Origin of the sequence: Micromonospora palomenae (genome assembly GCF_007829925.1) — a bacterium.
GTDB lineage: Bacteria > Actinomycetota > Actinomycetes > Mycobacteriales > Micromonosporaceae > Micromonospora > Micromonospora purpureochromogenes.
The window spans coordinates 71063-88401 of the sequence record NZ_VIXA01000003.1; the positions used below are offsets into that span (position 1 = coordinate 71063).

A 17339-nucleotide genomic window follows, 5' to 3' on the forward strand; every position below is an offset into this window, starting at 1 on the left:
GGCGCCGCCGGACGTGGCGGGCCAGGCCCGGGGCGTGCCGCTCGGCTAGTGGGCGGGAGAGGAAGCCCGACCCCTACCCTTCGTCCCCGGCAGCGGGGAAGTGGCCACCGCCGTGCCGTCTTCGGCGGTGAGCACGGTGCCTTCCGGGGTGATGACCTCGTCGCCCGGCTCCATCTCGGCCGGCACCATCGCGGTGAGCACCCGGTCGGCGGTCGGTCCCGATTCGGCGTCCTCGGCGTGCGTCCGTACCGGCTGCCGGTCGGTAGCGTCCCTGCCCGCGTCGCCGCCACCCGACCGGGGTTGCGGAACACGGGTGCCCGAGCCCCTGCCCGACGGGGACGCCGGCAGCGCCGGCCGGGTCGCGGTGGAGTCCAGCTCCCGGCGGAGCGCGGCCACCGGCGTCGTCGACTCGGACACCGCTTCCTCCAGCTCCGCCGCCCGCCGCTCGATCTCCTCGACCTCCACCGCCAGCGGCGTCACGTCCGCCAGTTCCGCCGCTCGCCGCTCCACCTCCGCCAACTCCACCTCGGGCGACTCGGACCGAGGCTGTTGCGGGCCGGAGCGATCGGGGGTGGCCGACCTGCCGCCGCTCGCCGAACGTCCGGAGCCCGAGCGCCCGGAATCCGAGCCGGCCGAGTGCCCGGAGCCCGAGCGGCCGGTGCCGGAGCCGGTGGTCTTCCGGCCCTCGCGCAGCGCTTTGATCAGGGCGTCGACGAGTTCGTTCTTGCGCATGTCGGCGGTGCCGGTGATGCCGCGTCGGCGCAGTCGGTCGCGGAGTTGGTCGACCTTGAGGCGGGCGATCTCGCTCTCGTTGACCTCGGGGGTGTTCGGGGTCTGGTTGCCCGGCTGCTCACCGGTTCCGCCGCCCCGCGACCCGGACCCGCCACCCGAAGCCGATCCGCCGCCCGAAGCCGAGCCGGACGTGCTGCGCGAGCCCGAGCCGCCACGGGAGCCGGAGTTCGTGCGCGACGTACGGCCCGTGCCGGAGCTGATCGTCTTCCGGCCCTCGCGCAGCGCCTTGATGAGGGCGTCGACGAGTTCGTTCTTGCGCATGTCGGCGGTGCCGGTGATGCCGCGTCGGCGCAGTCGGTCGCGGAGTTGGTCGACCTTGAGGCGGGCGATCTCGCTCTCGTTGACCTCAGGGGTGTTCGGGGTCTGGTTGCCCGGCTGCTCACCGGTTCCGCCGCCGCGCGACCCGGACCCGCCACGAGAAGCCGACCCGCCCCGGCCGCGGGCGGTGCCGCCGTCGCGGGAGTGGCCCCGCGAGCCGCCGTCGGAGCGCGACGCCGGGCCGCTGCCGGAGGTGTTGCGGGAGCGGATCGTCTTCCGGCCTTCGCGGAGCGCCTTGATGAGGGCGTCAACGAGTTCGTTCTTGCGCATGTCGGCGGTGCCGGTGATGCCGCGTCGGCGCAGTCGGTCGCGGAGCTGGTCGACCTTGAGGCGCGCGATCTCGCTCTCGTTGATGTCCGGGGTGTTCGGGGTCTGGTTGCCGGGGACGTTCTTCGTCGCCGTCGAGGCGCTGGCGCGTCCCGATCCGCTGCGCGTGGCCATCGAGCAGGTCCTTCCTGGTCCGGGGTCGAAGGAGGCGTCACGACGTGCGTCGTGCCGCCTCCAGTTCCTCCGGTACCCCGAACGACCTGCGGGAACCTTTTCTCGGCTCAGTCCGGGGCGACCCGGGTCAGGTAGGTGTGGTGGGTGGTGAAGCCGAGTCCCCGGTAGAGCGTCACCGCGGCGGTGTTGCGCTGCTCCACCTGGAGGAAGGCGTGCGTCGCCCCCTCCGCCACGCCCCAGTCGACCAGGGCCCGGACCACCCGACCGGCCAGCCCGCGCCGCCGGGCCTCGGGCACCACCTCGATCAGGCTGAGCCCGAGCCAGCGTCCCCGCCCGGTGACGGTGCCCCGGCCGATCGCGACCAGCGTGCCGTCGGCGTACACGTGGGCGAAGCGGACCCGGTCCACGGCGGTGAGCACGTGCCGGGCGGCGTCCGGGAGGCCGCCCTTGCGGCCGGCGGCGATCGCGAGCCAGTCGTCCGACGGCGCGGCGGCCAGCTCGACCGGCGGTGAGCCGGCCGGGGCCGACGCGGCCGGCGGCAGCGCGGCGAGGGCGACGGTCTGCACCAGCACCGGTGGCCGGCTGCCCCAGCCCCGAGCGTCCAGCTCCGCGCCGACCGGCGCGGCCAGCGGGAGCGGGGTGTTCACCATGGCCGGTTGCCCCTGGTCGGCGTACCAGCGCTCCACCGCGTCCAGCGCGGCCGGCAGCGGCCGGTCCGGGTCGCCCACCGGCAGCGCGGAGTTGGCCCGGCCGGACCAGCCGGCGGCGGACCGCAGCAGCCAGTCGCCCAGCCGGTCCCGGACGGCGGCGGGCCACGCCTCGTCGGAGGCCAGCTCCAGCTCGATCACGGCGGAGGCGGTCGGCCGGCGGGTCGGCGGCACCCGCTTGGCCCGGTGCACCTCGGTCACCGGCACCCGCAGCCGGCCCTGCGTGGTGGCGAGAGTGAGATGAGTCTCGGTCAGCTCGACCAGCTCGCCGAGAGCGTCCGAGAAGAGGGGGCGGCCCTCACGAATCCCCACAATGCGGCGCACCACGATCCGGTGGCCCACGTCCTGCTGTCGGAGCACGATCGACCTCCTCCCCGGCGAGATACTAGGCTCTTACCGTCGCGGGTGATCGCGGCGCGTCTTGCGGAGGAGAAGACCGGTGACCTACATCATCGCCGAGCCGTGCGTGGATGTGCTCGACAAGGCATGCATCGAGGAGTGCCCGGTCGACTGCATTTACGAGGGCAATCGGATGCTCTACATCCACCCCGACGAGTGCGTCGACTGTGGTGCCTGTGAGCCGGTCTGCCCGGTCGAAGCCATCTTCTACGAGGACGACGTCCCGGAGCAGTGGAAGGACTACACCGGGGCCAACTACGAGTTCTTCGAGGATCTCGGCTCGCCGGGTGGCGCGTCGAAGATCGGCAAGGTGGAGAAGGACGCGACGTTCGTCGCCGCCCAGCCGCCGCGCGGAGAGGGCCACTGAACCGGCCCGCGCCGGTCTCGTCGCGGCTGCCCGAGTTCACCTGGGACACGCTGGACGCCGCGGCCACCGTGGCCGCGGCGCACCCGGACGGTCTGATCAACCTCTCGATGGGCACGCCGGTCGACCCGGTGCCCCCGGTGATCCGGCAGGCGCTGGCGGACGCGTCCGACGCCCCGGGATACCCGCTGACCGCGGGCACCACGGCGCTGCGCGACACCATCGCCGGCTGGGTGGCCCGGGCCTGCGGGGCCGGGGTCGACGGGCTCGGCGTGCTGCCGACGATCGGCTCCAAGGAACTGGTCGCCTGGCTGCCCACCCTGCTCGGGATCGGCCCCGGTGACGTGGTCGTGGTGCCGTCGATCGCCTACCCGACGTACGAGGACGGGGCCCGGCTCGCCGGTGCCACCACCGTCCGCGCCGACTCGCTGACCGCGGTCGGCCCGACCTCCCGGGTACGCCTGGTCTGGGTCAACTCGCCCGGCAACCCGACCGGTCGGGTGCTGCCCGCCGCCCACCTGCGCAAGGTGGTCGACTGGGCCCGCGAGCGGGGCGCCGTGGTGGCCAGCGACGAGTGCTACCTGCCGCTGGGCTGGACGGCCGACGCCGAGCCGGTCTCGGTGCTCTCGCCCGAGGTCTGCGGCGGGTCGTACGACTCGGTGCTGGCGGTGCACTCGCTCTCCAAGCGCTCCAACCTGGCCGGCTACCGGGCCGGTTTCGTCGCCGGTGATCCGGCGCTGGTGGCCGAGCTGCTCAAGATCCGCAAGCACGCCGGCATGATCGTGCCCGCGCCGGTGCAGGCCGCCATGGTGGCCGCCCTCGCCGACCAGGCGCACGCCGACGAGCAGCGGGAACGCTACCGGGCCCGGCGGGAGACGCTGCTCGCCGCGTTCACCGGGGCGGGCTTCACCGTGGAGCACTCCGAGGCCGGGCTCTACCTGTGGATGACCCGGGGCGAGGACTGCTGGGCGACGGTGCACTGGCTGGCCCGCCGGGGCATCCTGGTCGCCGCCGGCGTCTTCTACGGCCCCGGCGGGGCGCAGCACGTCCGGGCCGCGCTGACCGAGTCCGACGCGCACGTCGCGGCGGTCGCCGCGCGGCTCGCACAGGCCTGACGCGCCGATGGGCGGGGCCGGCGGGGTGGTCCGGGCGGCGGTGGTCGGCACCGGACTGATCGGCGGTTCGGTGCTGCTCCGGCTGCACGCCGCCGGGCTGGACGTGGCCGGCTGGGACCCGGACGAGGCGACCCGGCGGCAGGCCCGGCGGGCCGGCGTACCGGCACCGGAGCGTCTGGTCGACGCCGTGGCCGACCGGGACGTGGTCTTCCTCTGCGGTCCGCTGCCCACCCTGCCGCGGACCCTGGTCGAGGTGGCCACGGCGACCACCGAGGACTGCCTGCTCACCGACGTCGGGAGCACCAAGGCGGAGCTGGCCGCGTTCGCCGCCGCGCAGGGGCTGACCCACCGCTTCGTCCCCGGCCACCCGATGGCGGGCACCGACCGGGCCGGGCTGACCGCCGCGGTGCCGGGGCTCTTCGACGACGCCGCCTGGGTGCTCTGCCCCGCGCCCGGCCCCGGCCTGGCCGCCTTCCGCCGGCTCACCGTGCTGGTGATGGAGGTGTTCGCCGCCCGGGTGGTGCCGATGGCGGCCGACCGGCACGACGCGGTCGTCGCGCTCGCCTCGCACGTGCCGCACCTGCTCGCCGGCGCCCTCGCCGGCGCGGCCGAGCGCTCCCCGCTGCGCGACGCCGTCCTCGGCCTCGCCGCCGGCAGCTTCCGCGACGGCACCCGGGTCGCCGGCACGCCACCGGAGCGGACGGCGAACATGCTGCTCGCCAACCGGGCGGAGGTGCTGGCCGCGCTGACGTCGGTCACCTCCTTCCTGGACGAACTGGCGGCCGCGCTGCGCGACGACGACCGGGCCGTGCTCACCGCCCGGCACGGCGAGGGCCGCGACGCCCGGGCGGCGCTGGCCGGCCGCGCGACGGTCGAGCTGCGGCGGGCCTTCCCGCTGGCCGGCGGCGGGGACGCGGAGCTGCGCTTCCTGCTCGAGCTGGGCGCGGCCGGCGGGTACCTCGACGGGTGCCGGACGACCGGCGACCAGGTCGAGTACGTGGCCCGCCGGTTGGCCGTGGAACCGGGCGGCCCACCGGACCCGCCGCTAGGGTGAGGGCGTGACGGACGGACCGGTCGTGGCGGTGCGCGGTGAGGCGTACCGGGAGGTCGCGCCCGAGCTGGCCCGCTTCCAGGTGACCGCCACGGCCCGCGAGCGGGACCGGGAGGTCACCCTGACCCGGCTCGCCGAGCGGGCCGCCGCCGTGCGGGTGCTGCTCGACGAGCACGCCGCCGCCCTCGACCGCCGGGAGGCCGGCGACCTGCGGGTACGCCCCGAGACCAACCGTTCCGGCGAGCGGGTGGTCGGCTACCACGGCAGCGTCACCACCAGCGTCACCGTCACCGACTTCGCCGTCCTCGCCGAACTGATGCTCCGCCTCGCCGACCAGGAGCAGGTCGAGGTGGCCGGCCCCTGGTGGTCGCTGCGGCCGGACAGCCCGGCCCACCGGGAGGCCCGGCACGCCGCCATCGCCGACGCGCTGCACCGGGCCCGGGAGTACGCCGAGGCGTTGGGTGCCCGGGTCACCGCCCTGCTGGAGCTGGCCGACGCGGAGGAGGGGTTCGCCCCGATGGGCGGCGCGGCGTTCGCCCGAATGGAGAAGGGCGCCCCGCCGGAGCTGGAACTCGACCCGCAGCCACAGACCGTGCACGCCGTGGTGCGGGCCCGGTTCACCGTCAGCGACCCGGTGCTGCCCTGATGCCCGAGGCCACCCTGCTCCCGCTCGACGACCTGGTGGCCCGGGCCCGTGCCCTGGCCGAGGCGGGGCCCCGGCAGTTGCTCGGCATCGCCGGGGCGCCCGGGGCGGGCAAGTCCACTCTCGCCGAGCGGATCGTCGCGGCGATCGGCCCGAGCGCCCGGCTGGTGCCGATGGACGGCTTCCACCTGGCCCAGGCCGAGTTGGAGCGGCTGGGCCGCGCCGCGCGCAAGGGCGCGGTGGACACCTTCGACGCCAACGGGTACGTCTCGCTGCTGCGCCGGCTGCGACGGCTGGAGCCGACCGCGGTCTACGCGCCGCTGTTCCGCCGGGACCTGGAGGAGCCGGTGGCCGGGGCGATCGAGGTGCCGCCCTCGGTCCGACTGGTGGTGACCGAGGGCAACTATCTGCTGTTCACCGACCCGCCGTGGGACGAGGTGCGGCCGCTGCTGCACGAGGCGTGGTTCGTCGACCTGGACGCGGAGTCGCGGCTGCGCCGGCTCGTCGCCCGGCACGAGGCGTACGGGCGGACGCCGGAGCAGGCGGCGGCCTGGGCGTACGGCAGCGACGAGACCAACGCCGCCCTGGTCCGCGACACCGCGAACTACGCCGACCTGGTGGTACGCCTAACCGACCCCCCGCCGGGGTGACGGGACGCCGCGCCGCAGCAGCCGGGCGACCATGGCTCGTTCCCGCTGGAACTCCACCGCCTCCGGATATCCGCTGTGGTTGCGGATGGGCGGGTCGGCGACCTCCCCGCCGCTGGGGTGCAGCGCCTCCGGGTCGACGACCGGCACCTCCCGCTCGCCGGCGGTGACCTGCCAGCCGAGCGGGTCGGTGGGGCGCCAGAAGTTGGTCCAGGCGACGCACCCGTCGGGCCAGGTGAGGGTGCCGGCGAGCACCCGGAGCCGGTCCGGCCCGAAGTACGCCGGGAAGACCCGGCCGTAGAGCCGGGTGAGCTGGCAGCCGTAGGAGAAGAACCAGATCCGCCGGCGCCAGCGGGCCGGCAGTTGGAGCAGCATCGAGGCGCAGATGACGGTCCCCTGGCTGTGCCCGGAGAGGATCACCCCGTCCATCCGGCGCGGGTCGTGCTCGGCCAGCGCGAGGATCCCGGCGACCCGGGTCTGGAGTTCGGGCACCGCCCGCTCGGCGTAGCTCGGCGGGGCCAGCGGGTGCGCGGCGCGGGGCCAGAAGGTGCCGACGTCCCAGACGACGCCGACCGAGCGGCGGACGGTGTCGTTGCGGTAGACCAGCAGCCCCAGCCCGGCGACCACCACCGGCAGCCAGCCCAGCATCATGTCGCCGACCTCCGCGACGGTGTGGATCACCGCCTGCCAGCCGACGGCGGACCCGGGGACGGGACGGCTGCGGGACAGCGCCGCCGCGCAGCAGAGGGCGGCCAGCACCACCGCCACGGTGGCGTAGCAGCCGACCAGCCGGACGGCGTGTTCGCCGACCAGCCGGTGCAGGGCCCGGTAGCCGCTGACGTCGCGGCAGCGCCGCCGGTCGTGGGCGGAGTGGACGGTCCCCGGCCCGGTCAGCGCGGCGTACTCCTGACGGCGCAGCCGCTGGAAGAGCAGGACGGCGCGGATCCCGGTGCCGACGAGGGCGGCCATTGCCACGGCGAAGGCCAGCCCGGCCCAGAACACCGCCAGCGGCGGCATCACCCGTTCGGGCCCGGCGTCGTCGTTGAGCCGTTCGGCGACCCAGTGCAGCAGCCCGGCGCTGTAGGCGATCGCCATCATCCAGCCGGCGCCGGCGATCAGGGCCGGACCTCGACCGCCCCAGGCCAGGTCGGTGTGCGGGCCGGGAGGCTGCTGGTCGGCGTCGCCGCGGGTCCGGGGCAGCAGCAGGCCGGTCGCGGCGACCGCGATCGCCGGTACGGCGAGCATCCAGATGCTCAGTCCCCGCGGTGCGGCGGGTACCCCGGGCAGCCCGCCCTCAATCCAGCCCACCCCGAGCGGCAGCAGCGCGGCGCCGAGCACCGGGGCGAGCAGCGCGCGCCGCCCCGACCGGGTGACCGCGCCGATGGCGATCAGCAGCAGCACCTGGTACGTGGCCAGCCAGGCGACGGCCGTGTCGTACCCGGGCAGCGACCGGTCGGCCAGGCAGCCCGGCGTGTCGGGGGCCGCGGTGCAGCCGGCCGGTGGCCGGAACTGCGACAGCGGCCGGCCGGCGGGCCCGTCGGGCAGTGCCAGGAGCACGAAGGTTCCGGTCAGTCCCAGGCCGAGGAGCGCCCCGACGGCGATGCTCCACCGGCCCAGCGGGGTGTCCCCGCGGCGTCGGGTCAGGTAGGGCCGGCCGATCGCGACGACGGCTGCCCCGACCACCGCGGCGAGGGCGGCGACGGTGGGCCAGGCGACCACCGCCCGGGCGCCCCGGGGCGGGTCCATCACCAGCACCGCCGCGATCGGCACCGACGCGGCGACCGCCGCCGCGGTGCACAGGTGCAGCACGGCGGCCCGGCGCAGCTGCCCCTCGCCGCACCAGAAGGTCGGGTCCTGCAACGGGTTCGCCGGCGGCGGGTCGGCGGGCGGCGCGACCTGCGGTCCGGCGTCGGTCGGGCGGCGGGCGGCACGCGGCTGGGCGGGCATCTCGGCCTCGTACTGGTAGGTGCGCCAGGCGACCATGCCGAGCACGGCCAGCACGGCCAGCGGCAGCAGCAGGCCGACGGCGAGCGCGTGGGCGTCCGCCCGCCACCAGCCGCGGCCGAGGAACTCCCACGGGCCGGGCACCCGCCCCAGGCAGTCCGGGTTCACGCACTGCCAGGCGATCAGGTCCACGCCGACGCCGGTCAGCGCGATCGCCAGGGTGGCGGTGAGGCTGAGGCAGAAGAGGCGGATCAGCCAGGCCGCGATGCCGGAGCGGCCGGCCCAGCGTTCCGTGCCCGGGTCCGGAGGGATGTCGGGGCGGGCGTGCAGGGCCACGTTGGCCAGAGTGAACGGGAGCAGCACCGTCCACAGGGCCCGCTCGACGTCCCGCACGGTCCGCGCGCCGGAGGTGAGCTGCCCCCAGCTGTACGCCTCGACCGTGATCGGGTCGTCCGGGCCGGCGGAGGTGGACCGGTAGAAGCCGGTGACCGTGCCGCCGGCCACCAGGGCGGGTTGCGGGCCGACCCCGGCGGGTTCGGGTCGCAGCCCGAGGAGCTGGTCGGGCGGGGTGTTGGACACCCCGTGCACCCGTAGTTCGAGCACCCGATCGCCCATCCGTGCCCCCTGGTGTCGCGCTCACTACCCAGAGTGCACCCTGGCGCCCGGTTCCGGCCACCCGTACGTCTGCTGTTTCAGCAGGTCAACGGGTCATTCGAGGGTGCGTACCGGGCGGGCGGGATTGCCGACGGCGACCACGTTCGGTGGCAGATCCTTGGTCACGACGGCGCCGGCGCCGACCACGGTGTTCGCGCCGACGGTCACCCCGGCGAGCACGATGGCCCCGCCACCGAGCCAGACGTTGTCGCCGATGGTGATCGGCTTCGCGGCCTCCCACTTCTCCCGGCGGGGGCCCGGTTCGATCGGGTGGGTGGGGGTGAGCAGCTGCACGTTGGGTCCGATCTGGACGTCGGCGCCGATGGTGATCCGGGCGACGTCGAGGAAGACCGCGTTGAAGTTCACGAAGCACCGCGGGCCGAGGTGGATCTGCCAGCCGTAGTCGCAGTAGAAGGGTGGACGGATCCAGGTGTCCTCGCCGAGCGAGCCGAGCAGCTCGCGCAGCGCGGCAAGGCGCCCCTGCGGGTCGGTGGCGGGGGTGGTGTTGAAGCGCTCCATCAGCTGCGCGGCGCGGTCGAGGTCGGCGATGATCTCGGGCTCGTTGGCGATGTAGGGCTCGCCGGCCAGCATTCGTTCCCGCATGGACGTCACCGGGCGATCATCACCGGTCCGGCCCCCCGCCAGGGGCGGGGACCGTCATATTCCGGACTTTCCTTCTGCATACCCGGTATGTAATTCTGGTCGCTGTCAATGTGACTCCCGTCTATGAAGACGCTTCACGAGGAGGATCCGTTGCACAGAACCAGAAGAAAGACCGTCGCGCTCGGGCTGGTGCTCGGCCTGGCGCTCGGTGCCCCGGCCACCGCCTCGGCCGCCGTACCGACCGCACCGGTGGGCGCCGAGGCGTCCCGACCGGCCGGGAAACCGTCCGCCCCGACCGGCGGGTCGACCACCGTCACCCTGGTCACCGGGGACCGGGTCACCGTCACCGGCTCCGGCGACGCCGCCGTCCGGCCCGCCGCCGGCCGGGGTGACGTGCGATTCGTGGTACGCCGGGAGCGCGGGCACCTGACCGTGGTGCCCCAGGACGCGCTGGCGCTGATCCGCGCCGGCCGGGTCGACCGTCGACTCTTCGACGTCACCGAGCTGATCTCCGCCGGCTACGACGACGCCCGCCGCGACGACCTGCCGCTGCTGGTGTCGTACGCCTCGGGGGAGGCCCGGCGCGGCGTGGCCGCGCTGCCCGGCGCCCGGGTGACCCGGGACCTGCCGGCGATCCGCGGCGCCGCCCTCACCACCGGCAAGTCCACCGCCGGTCAGGTGTGGGCGGCGGTCACCACCGGCTCCACCGGCACCCGGCTCGGCGCGGCGGGGGGCGTCGAGCGGCTCTGGCTCGACGGTCGCCGCCGGGTCACCCTGGACCACAGCGTCCCGCAGATCGGGGCGCCCACCGCCTGGTCGGCCGGCTTCACCGGCAAGGGCGTCAGCGTCGCGGTGCTGGACACCGGCGTCGACACGACCCACCCCGACCTGGCCGGCAAGGTGGCCGAGTCGCGCAACTTCACCGAGGTCACCGACGACCGGGACACGGTCGGCCACGGCACCCACGTCGCCTCCACCATCGCGGGCAGCGGCGCCGCCTCCGGCGGCCGGTACAAGGGCGTCGCGCCGGACGCCACGCTGCTCAACGGCAAGGTCTGCGAGGACATCGGGTGCAGCGACTCGGCCATCCTGGCCGGGATGCAGTGGGCCGCCGTCGACAAGCGGGCCACCGTGGTCAACATGAGCCTCAGCGGCTGGGACTTCCCCGAGGTCGATCCGCTGGAGGAGGCGGTGCAGACGCTGACCGCGCAGACCGGCACCCTCTTCGTCACCGCCGCCGGCAACGCCGGGTCGGACGCCTCCGTCGGCTCCCCGGCCAGCGCCGACGCGGCGCTCGCCGTCGGCGCGGTGGACCGCGACGACCAGCTCGCCGAGTTCTCCAGCCGGGGCCCCCGGGTGGGCGACGACGCGGTGAAGCCCGACATCACCGCGCCCGGCGTCGACATCGTCGCCGCCCGGTCCGCCGCCGGCAGCATCGGTGACCCGGTGGGGGAGAAGTACGTCGCGCTCTCCGGCACCTCGATGGCCACCCCGCACGTGGCCGGCTCGGTGGCGCTGCTGGCCCAGCAGCACCCGGACTGGAAGGCCGGGCAGTTCAAGGCGACCCTGATGGCCGCCGCGAAGCCGCACCCGGCGCAGACCGCGTACGAGCAGGGGGCCGGCCGGGTCGACCTGACCCGCGCGATCGGCCAGCAGGTGACCAGTGACCCGGTGAGCGTCTCCTTCGGCCGCGCGCTCTGGCCGCACGGCGACGACGCGCCGATCACCCGCACGGTGGCCTGGCGCAACGCCGGCCCGACCGCCGTCACGCTCGACCTGAGCACCGAGATCACCGGTCCGGGCGGCCAGCCGGCGCCGGCCGGGATGTTCCGCCTCGGCGCGACCCGGGTGACCGTGCCCGCGGGCGGTCGGGCGGAGACCACCGTCACCGCCGACACCCGGTTGGGTGCCGCCGACGGCTACTGGACCGGCCGGGTCGTGGCCCGCTCCGGCGCCACCGTCGCGGTGACCCCGGTGGCGGTCAACCGGGAGGTGGAGAGCTACACCCTGACGCTGACCCACCTGAACCGGTCCGGCGCGCCGACGGCCGACTACTACACCAGCCTGGCCAGCCTGGACCGCTTCGACGTCCGGGACGCCTACGACCCCGACGGGGTGGCCCAGGTACGCCTGCCCAAGGGGCGCTACGGCCTGAGCACGCTCATCTTCGAGCCCGCCCCCGAGGGCGAAGCCGGCGGGCTCACCATGCTGGCCCAGCCCGAGCTGACCGTCGACCGGGACCTCTCGGTCACCGTGGACGCCCGGCGGGGCAAGCCGGTCCTGACCACGATCCCGAAGCGGGACGCGGCACCGCTGCTGATCGACGTCAGCGCGGTCTTCTTCGGCGACGAGGGCAGCATCTACGGCTTCGGGCTCTGGGCCGACAGCTTCGCCGGCCTGACCACCGCCCAGCTCGGCAACCCGGTCTCCGCGGACCGGTTCGTCTCGACGATCAGCAGCCAGTGGGCCGACCGGGAGGCCGCCAGCAGCCCCTACCTGTACGCGCTGAGCGAGGCGGTCCCCGGGCGGATGCCGACCGGTTTCGTCCGGCACTACCGGGCCGGTGACCTGGCGACCGTGGTGCACCGGTTCCGGGGCGGCTACCCGGGGATGGTCGCCGAGCGGTTCGTCGTGCCGGAGCTGGAGTACAACACCGGTGCCTCGGCGATCATCCTGCCGACCGAGGTGCCCGGTGAGCGGGTGGAGCACTACAACACCAGGGGCGTGCGCTGGGAGTCCGAGATCGACTTCGGGGTGGTCGACGAGGAGGGCTGGCTGGACCCGAAGGCGGCGCTGTTCTCCGTGCCGACCGCGTACAAGGCGGGGCGGACGGTCCACGAGACCTGGAACCAGGCCCCGTACGGGCCGTCGTTCCCGGCCCCGCGCTGGCCGGAGGAGAGCGTCAGCCGTACCGGTGACCTCATCTTCGTCGGCCTGCCGGTGCACAGCGACGCCGCCGGGCACCCCGGTGGGTCGGTCACCGACACCGCCCGGACCGCCCTGTGGCGCAACGGGAAGCTGGTCGGCGAGAGCGAGTACGCCGGCTACGGCGAGTTCACCGTGCCGCCCGCGGCGGCCGACTACAAGCTGACGGTGTCGGCCACCCGGAGCTTCACCGACCTGAGCACCGCGGTGGAGTCGACGTGGACCTTCCGGTCCGGTCACGTCGCCGGTGACACCCCGGCCCGGCTGCCGCTGATGGCGGTGCGCTTCGCCCCGCCGCTGCGGGTCGACAACAGCGCGCCGGCCGGCCGACTCTTCGCCGTGCCGGTGCAGGTGCAGCGGCAGCCCGGGGCGCCGGCCGCCGGGGTGGAGAAGCTGACCGTCGACGCCTCGTACGACGGCGGGAAGACCTGGCGCAAGGCCGCCGTGCTGCGGGTGCCCGGGAAGGGCTGGGTCGCGCTGCTGCGGCACCCGGCCGGCCCCGGTCACGTGTCCCTGCGGGCCACCGCCCGGGACACCGCCGGCAACACGGTGACCGAGCGGATCGTCCAGGCGTACCGCCTGCGGTGAGCAACGCCGGGCCCGCGGTCTCCCCGCCGTGGGCCCGGACGCCGGTCGGGGTCGGGGCGGTTCGCCCCGGCCCCGGCCGGCCCGTCAGTCGTTGGCGTGCAGGGCGGCGTTCAGCTCGATGCCCTTGCCGGTGCGCTGCTTCGCCTCCAGCGCGCCGGTGACCGAGTTGCGCCAGAAGAGCAGCCCGTCCACGCCGGAGAGCTCGCGGGCCTTCACCACCCGCCCGTCCGGAAGGGTGATCTTCGACGCGGCGGTGATGTAGCAGCCCGCCTCGACCACGCAGTCGTCGCCGAGCGAGATGCCGACGCCGGCGTTCGCGCCGATCAGGCTCCGCTCGCCGATGCTGACCTTCTCGGTGCCGCCGCCGGAGAGGGTGCCCATGATCGAAGCCCCGCCGCCGATGTCGGAGCCGTCACCGACCAGCACGCCCTGCACGATCCGCCCCTCGACCATCGAGGTGCCCAGCGTGCCGGCGTTGAAGTTGACGAAGCCCTCGTGCATCACGGTGGTGCCGGCGGCCAGGTGCGCGCCGAGCCGGACCCGGTCCGCGTCGGCGATCCGGACCCCGGAGGGGACCACGTAGTCGGTCATCCGGGGGAACTTGTCCACTCCGTACACCGCCAGGTACCGGCCGGCGGCCCGCTCGATCACCCGCAGCTCGTCGACCCGCTCCGGCGGGCACGGCCCGGCGGACGTCCAGGCCACGTTGGCCAGCTTGCCGAAGATGCCGTCCAGGTTGACCTCGTTGGGTCGCACCAGGCGGTGGGAGAGCAGGTGCAACCGGAGGTACGCGTCGGCGGCGTCCTTGATCGGGTCGTCCAGCGAGCCGATCACCGTGGTGACCTCGACGGTACGTAGACCCGGCAGCGCCCGCTCGCCGATCGCGCCCGGCGGCAGGTCGAGCACGTCGCCCTGGTCCTCGCCGGGGACCAGCGGCAGCTCGCCAAGTCCGAGCTTGCCGGTCGGGTACCAGGTGTCGAGCACCTGGTCGTCAGCGGTGACGGTGGCCAGGCCGATGCCCCAGGCGGGTACTGCGGACGTCACTGTTACACCTCTCGTTCGCGGCTGCGGGGCAGGCGGGCGCACTCCCCGCCAGCACCGAATTTGACGGTACCGTGCCCAGCATGGAGAACCCGCTGACCCCCGAGGTCTTGGCTGATCCGGTGGCCCTGACCCGTGCCCTGGTCGACATAGAGTCCGTCTCCCTCAACGAGAAGGCCATCGCCGACTGCGTCGAGGAGGTGCTGCGGGGCGTGCCGCACCTGGCCACGTTCCGACACAACAACACGGTGATGGCCCGTACCGACCTGGGTCGGGCGTCCCGGGTGGTGCTCGCCGGCCACCTGGACACGGTGCCGCTGAACGACAACTTCCCGTCGACGATGCGCGGCGACCTGATGTACGGCTGCGGCACCTCGGACATGAAGTCCGGGGTGGCGTTCGCGCTGCACCTGGCGGTGACCCTGCCCGACCCGCGCTACGACGTGACGTACTTCTTCTACGAGGCCGAGGAGATCGAGTCGAGGTACAACGGGCTCACCCTGGTCGCGCAGGCGCACCCGGAGTGGCTGGAGGCCGACTTCGCGGTGCTGCTGGAGCCGACGTACGGGATCGTCGAGGCCGGCTGCCAGGGCACCATGCGGGCGGTCGTCACCACGCACGGCGAGCGCGCCCACGCCGCCCGGTCCTGGCACGGGGTGAACGCCATCCACGGCGCGGGCGAGGTGCTGCGCCGGCTTGGGGCGTACGAGGCCCGACGGGTCACCATCGACGGCTGCGACTACCGCGAGGGACTGAACGCGGTGCGGATCGCCGGCGGGGTGGCCGGCAACGTCGTCCCGGACCGCTGCGAGATCGAGATCAACTACCGGTACGCCCCGGACCGTGACCCGGCCGCTGCCGAGGCGCACCTGCGGGAGGTCTTCGCCGGCTTCGACCTGACGGTGACCGACGCGGCGGCGGGCGCGGCCCCCGGCCTGGAGTCGCCCGCGGCGCAGGAGTTCCTCGCCGCCGTCGGCGCCGCGCCGATCGGCAAGCTGGGCTGGACGGACGTGGCCCGGTTCGCGGCGATGGGCATCCCGGCGCTGAACTTCGGCCCCGGCGACCCCAACCTCGCCCACCACAAGGACGAGCACGTCGAAATCACCAAGATCCGCGACGGCGCCGCGACCCTGCACCGCTGGCTCGCCTCCGCCTGACCCCCCGCCGCCCGGCCCGGCTCGCCCCCGGTCTGCCCGCCTCGGCTCGGCTCGGTGATCAAGAGGTTTGCGTCAGGAGAGGCCCTTCCGGGTGACGCAAACCTCTTGATCACCACCGAGCGCCGGCGGGGCCGGCGGGGTGCGGTGGGTGGGTGGGGTGCGGTGGGGGTCAGGCGGTGGTCAGGGCAGGGGAGTCGGTGGTCTCGGGGTCGGCGGTCGGTGCCGCCGGGGACTCCAGCTGTCGGGCACGGCGGCGCTCGGCCACCACGTCACGGATGCGCCGCTGCATCTGCCGGCGGATCCGGATCCGCTCGTTGTTGTTCATCACGCTTGCTCCTCCCCCGAAGGCGCGCGACCGGGGCATACCCGGTATGTGAATAGTAAGACGTACGAGCGACAGAATTAGTTGCCCAAGATCGCGAACTATTTCTCCGGCTCGCCGGGCGCCACCCCCGGCCGGTGCCGCTCCACTACGGTTGCTCCCATGAGCCAGAGCAACGGGCGGCAGCCGGGCCGCGATCCGGAGCGGCACCGGGGCGCGGTCACGCTGCGCCGCGGCGCGATCCCGACCAGCACCGCCGACCAGCGGCTGCTCGATTCCCGGGGCCGGGGCGACTGGAAGACCAAGGACGCCTGGCGCGCGCTGCGGATCCTCTCCGAGTTCGTGGAGGGCTTCGACACCCTGGCCGACCTGCCGCCCGCCGTCAGCGTCTTCGGCTCCGCCCGCAGCCACCCGGACAGCCCCGAGTGCCGGCTGGCCGAGGAGTTGGGCGCGGCCCTGGCCCGGGCCGGCTACGCCGTGATCACCGGCGGCGGGCCGGGTGTGATGGAGGCGGCCAACCGGGGGGCCAGCGACGCGGGCGGGCTCTCCGTCGGGCTCGGCATCGAACTCCCCTTCGAGCAGGGGCTCAACGACTGGGTCGACCTGGCCATCGACTTCCGGTACTTCTTCGCCCGCAAGACCATGTTCGTCAAGTACGCCCAGGCGTTCGTGGTGCTGCCCGGCGGCTTCGGCACCATGGACGAACTCTTCGAGGCGCTCACCCTGGTGCAGACCGGCAAGGTCACCCGGTTCCCGGTGGTGCTGATGGGCAGCGCGTACTGGCGGGGGCTGCTCGACTGGCTGCGGGACAGCATGGCCGCCGAGGGCAAGATCGGGCCGGTCGACCTGGACCTGATCTGCCTCACCGACGACGTGGATGCCGCCGTGCAGCACATCGTCGAGGCCGAGGCCGCCCTCTCCGCCGAGCAGGACGCCGTGCGCGAGGAGGCCGTCGCCCGGACCGCCGCCGACCAGCAGGCCGCCGCGGACAGCGCGGGCAACCGCGCACAGGGCGGCGGGCCGGCGGGCCCGACCGGGTCGGGCGCGGGCCGGCGGGGCTGAGCCGTGGCGGCGATCTGCGTCTTCTGCGCCTCCTCCCGTACCCTCGACCGGCGCTGGCTGGAGTTGGCGGCCGAGACGGGTGCGGAGCTCGCCCGGCGCGGACACACGCTGGTCAGCGGCGGTGGCTGCGTCGGGATGATGGGCGCCCTGGCCGACGGCGCGCGGGCGGCCGGCGGGCGCACCGTCGGGGTGATCCCGCAGGCGCTGGTCGACCTGGAGGTCGCCGACCTGGCCTCCGACGAGCTGCTGATCACCGACGGCATGGCCAGCCGCAAGACGCTGATGGTCGACAAGTCGGACGCCTTCCTCACCCTGCCGGGCGGACTGGGCACCCTGGACGAGCTCTTCGAGGTCTGGACCACCGCCACGCTGGCCCTGCACGCCAAGCCGATGGTGCTGGTCGACACCGACGGCTTCTACCGCCCGCTGCTGGACTGGCTCGCCACCCTCGCCGACCAGACCTTCCTCAAGCCCGCCGGCCTGGGCCTCCTCCTGGTCGCCGACACCGTCCCCGCCGCCCTCAACCTCCTCGAATCCCACCTCACCTGACCCGCGCCGCGCGGGTC

At 74.6% G+C, this 17339-nt stretch carries 15 protein-coding genes; 9 read left to right on the forward strand and 6 right to left on the reverse strand.

From position 1 onward, the window contains the following. Positions 1 to 45 precede the first annotated feature (45 nt). Both FHX75_RS30900 and FHX75_RS21270 read right to left on the reverse strand, forming a co-directional pair. Positions 46 to 1551, reverse strand: coding sequence for a hypothetical protein (locus tag FHX75_RS30900; protein WP_170285428.1), 1506 nt, complete (start codon positions 1549 to 1551; stop codon positions 46 to 48). A gap of 107 nt (positions 1552 to 1658) precedes the next feature. Then, the gene (locus FHX75_RS21270; RefSeq protein ID WP_154942125.1) at positions 1659 to 2618 is read right to left on the reverse strand and encodes a GNAT family N-acetyltransferase; all 960 of its coding nucleotides are present in this window, start codon (positions 2616 to 2618) and stop codon (positions 1659 to 1661) included. A gap of 79 nt (positions 2619 to 2697) precedes the next feature. Here FHX75_RS21270 and fdxA point away from each other — a divergent pair, with 79 nt between their 5' ends. Genes fdxA through FHX75_RS21295 form a run of 5 tightly spaced genes read left to right on the forward strand, consistent with a single transcriptional unit; the run spans position 2698 to position 6480 of the window. Then, a complete protein-coding gene (gene fdxA / locus FHX75_RS21275) occupies positions 2698 to 3024 on the forward strand; it encodes a ferredoxin (RefSeq protein WP_007464872.1) in 327 nt (108 codons plus the stop codon). Continuing rightward, positions 3021 to 4136 carry a succinyldiaminopimelate transaminase gene (gene dapC / locus FHX75_RS21280; RefSeq protein WP_154942696.1) on the forward strand — a complete coding sequence of 372 codons (1116 nt, stop codon included), beginning with the start codon at positions 3021 to 3023 and terminating at the stop codon, positions 4134 to 4136. The genes fdxA and dapC overlap by 4 nt, the downstream gene beginning before the upstream one ends. A gap of 7 nt (positions 4137 to 4143) precedes the next feature. After that, positions 4144 to 5190 carry a prephenate dehydrogenase gene (locus FHX75_RS21285; protein WP_154942126.1) on the forward strand — a complete coding sequence of 349 codons (1047 nt, stop codon included), beginning with the start codon at positions 4144 to 4146 and terminating at the stop codon, positions 5188 to 5190. Between the two features lie 4 nt (positions 5191 to 5194). Continuing rightward, positions 5195 to 5833, forward strand: a complete 639-nt coding sequence (locus FHX75_RS21290; RefSeq protein ID WP_154942127.1) for an SIMPL domain-containing protein — start codon at positions 5195 to 5197, stop codon at positions 5831 to 5833. Continuing rightward, positions 5833 to 6480, forward strand: coding sequence for a nucleoside/nucleotide kinase family protein (locus FHX75_RS21295; protein ID WP_154942128.1), 648 nt, complete (start codon positions 5833 to 5835; stop codon positions 6478 to 6480). The genes FHX75_RS21290 and FHX75_RS21295 overlap by 1 nt, the downstream gene beginning before the upstream one ends. Here the strand turns inward: FHX75_RS21295 and FHX75_RS21300 are convergent. After that, the gene (locus tag FHX75_RS21300; protein WP_154942129.1) at positions 6457 to 9036 is read right to left on the reverse strand and encodes a hypothetical protein; all 2580 of its coding nucleotides are present in this window, start codon (positions 9034 to 9036) and stop codon (positions 6457 to 6459) included. The genes FHX75_RS21295 and FHX75_RS21300 overlap by 24 nt on opposite strands. A gap of 93 nt (positions 9037 to 9129) precedes the next feature. Then, positions 9130 to 9687: a sugar O-acetyltransferase gene (locus FHX75_RS21305; protein WP_154942130.1), complete on the reverse strand. Its 558-nt coding sequence runs from the start codon at positions 9685 to 9687 to the stop codon at positions 9130 to 9132. A 114-nt stretch (positions 9688 to 9801) separates the two neighbouring features. Here FHX75_RS21305 and FHX75_RS21310 point away from each other — a divergent pair, with 114 nt between their 5' ends. Continuing rightward, complete coding sequence (locus FHX75_RS21310; protein ID WP_154942131.1) at positions 9802 to 13191, forward strand: S8 family serine peptidase; 3390 nt, start codon at positions 9802 to 9804, stop codon at positions 13189 to 13191. An 84-nt stretch (positions 13192 to 13275) separates the two neighbouring features. Here the strand turns inward: FHX75_RS21310 and dapD are convergent, their stop codons facing one another. Beyond that, positions 13276 to 14235 (reverse strand): 2,3,4,5-tetrahydropyridine-2,6-dicarboxylate N-succinyltransferase, encoded by a 960-nt coding sequence (gene dapD / locus FHX75_RS21315; protein WP_154942132.1) that lies wholly within the window; start codon positions 14233 to 14235, stop codon positions 13276 to 13278. Between the two features lie 80 nt (positions 14236 to 14315). Here dapD and dapE point away from each other — a divergent pair, with 80 nt between their 5' ends. Continuing rightward, positions 14316 to 15389 carry a succinyl-diaminopimelate desuccinylase gene (gene dapE / locus FHX75_RS21320; protein WP_154942133.1) on the forward strand — a complete coding sequence of 358 codons (1074 nt, stop codon included), beginning with the start codon at positions 14316 to 14318 and terminating at the stop codon, positions 15387 to 15389. Between the two features lie 169 nt (positions 15390 to 15558). Here the strand turns inward: dapE and FHX75_RS30905 are convergent, their stop codons facing one another. Continuing rightward, positions 15559 to 15714 (reverse strand): hypothetical protein, encoded by a 156-nt coding sequence (locus FHX75_RS30905; protein WP_170285425.1) that lies wholly within the window; start codon positions 15712 to 15714, stop codon positions 15559 to 15561. A gap of 159 nt (positions 15715 to 15873) precedes the next feature. On the opposite strand from FHX75_RS30905, the gene FHX75_RS21325 reads away from it, so the two are divergent. Both FHX75_RS21325 and FHX75_RS21330 read left to right on the forward strand, forming a co-directional pair. Beyond that, entirely contained in the window at positions 15874 to 16773 is a 900-nt protein-coding gene (locus tag FHX75_RS21325) for an LOG family protein (protein ID WP_154942134.1), read from the forward strand. A 3-nt stretch (positions 16774 to 16776) separates the two neighbouring features. Further along, positions 16777 to 17322 carry an LOG family protein gene (locus FHX75_RS21330; RefSeq protein WP_154942135.1) on the forward strand — a complete coding sequence of 182 codons (546 nt, stop codon included), beginning with the start codon at positions 16777 to 16779 and terminating at the stop codon, positions 17320 to 17322. Positions 17323 to 17339: the final 17 nt, after the last annotated feature.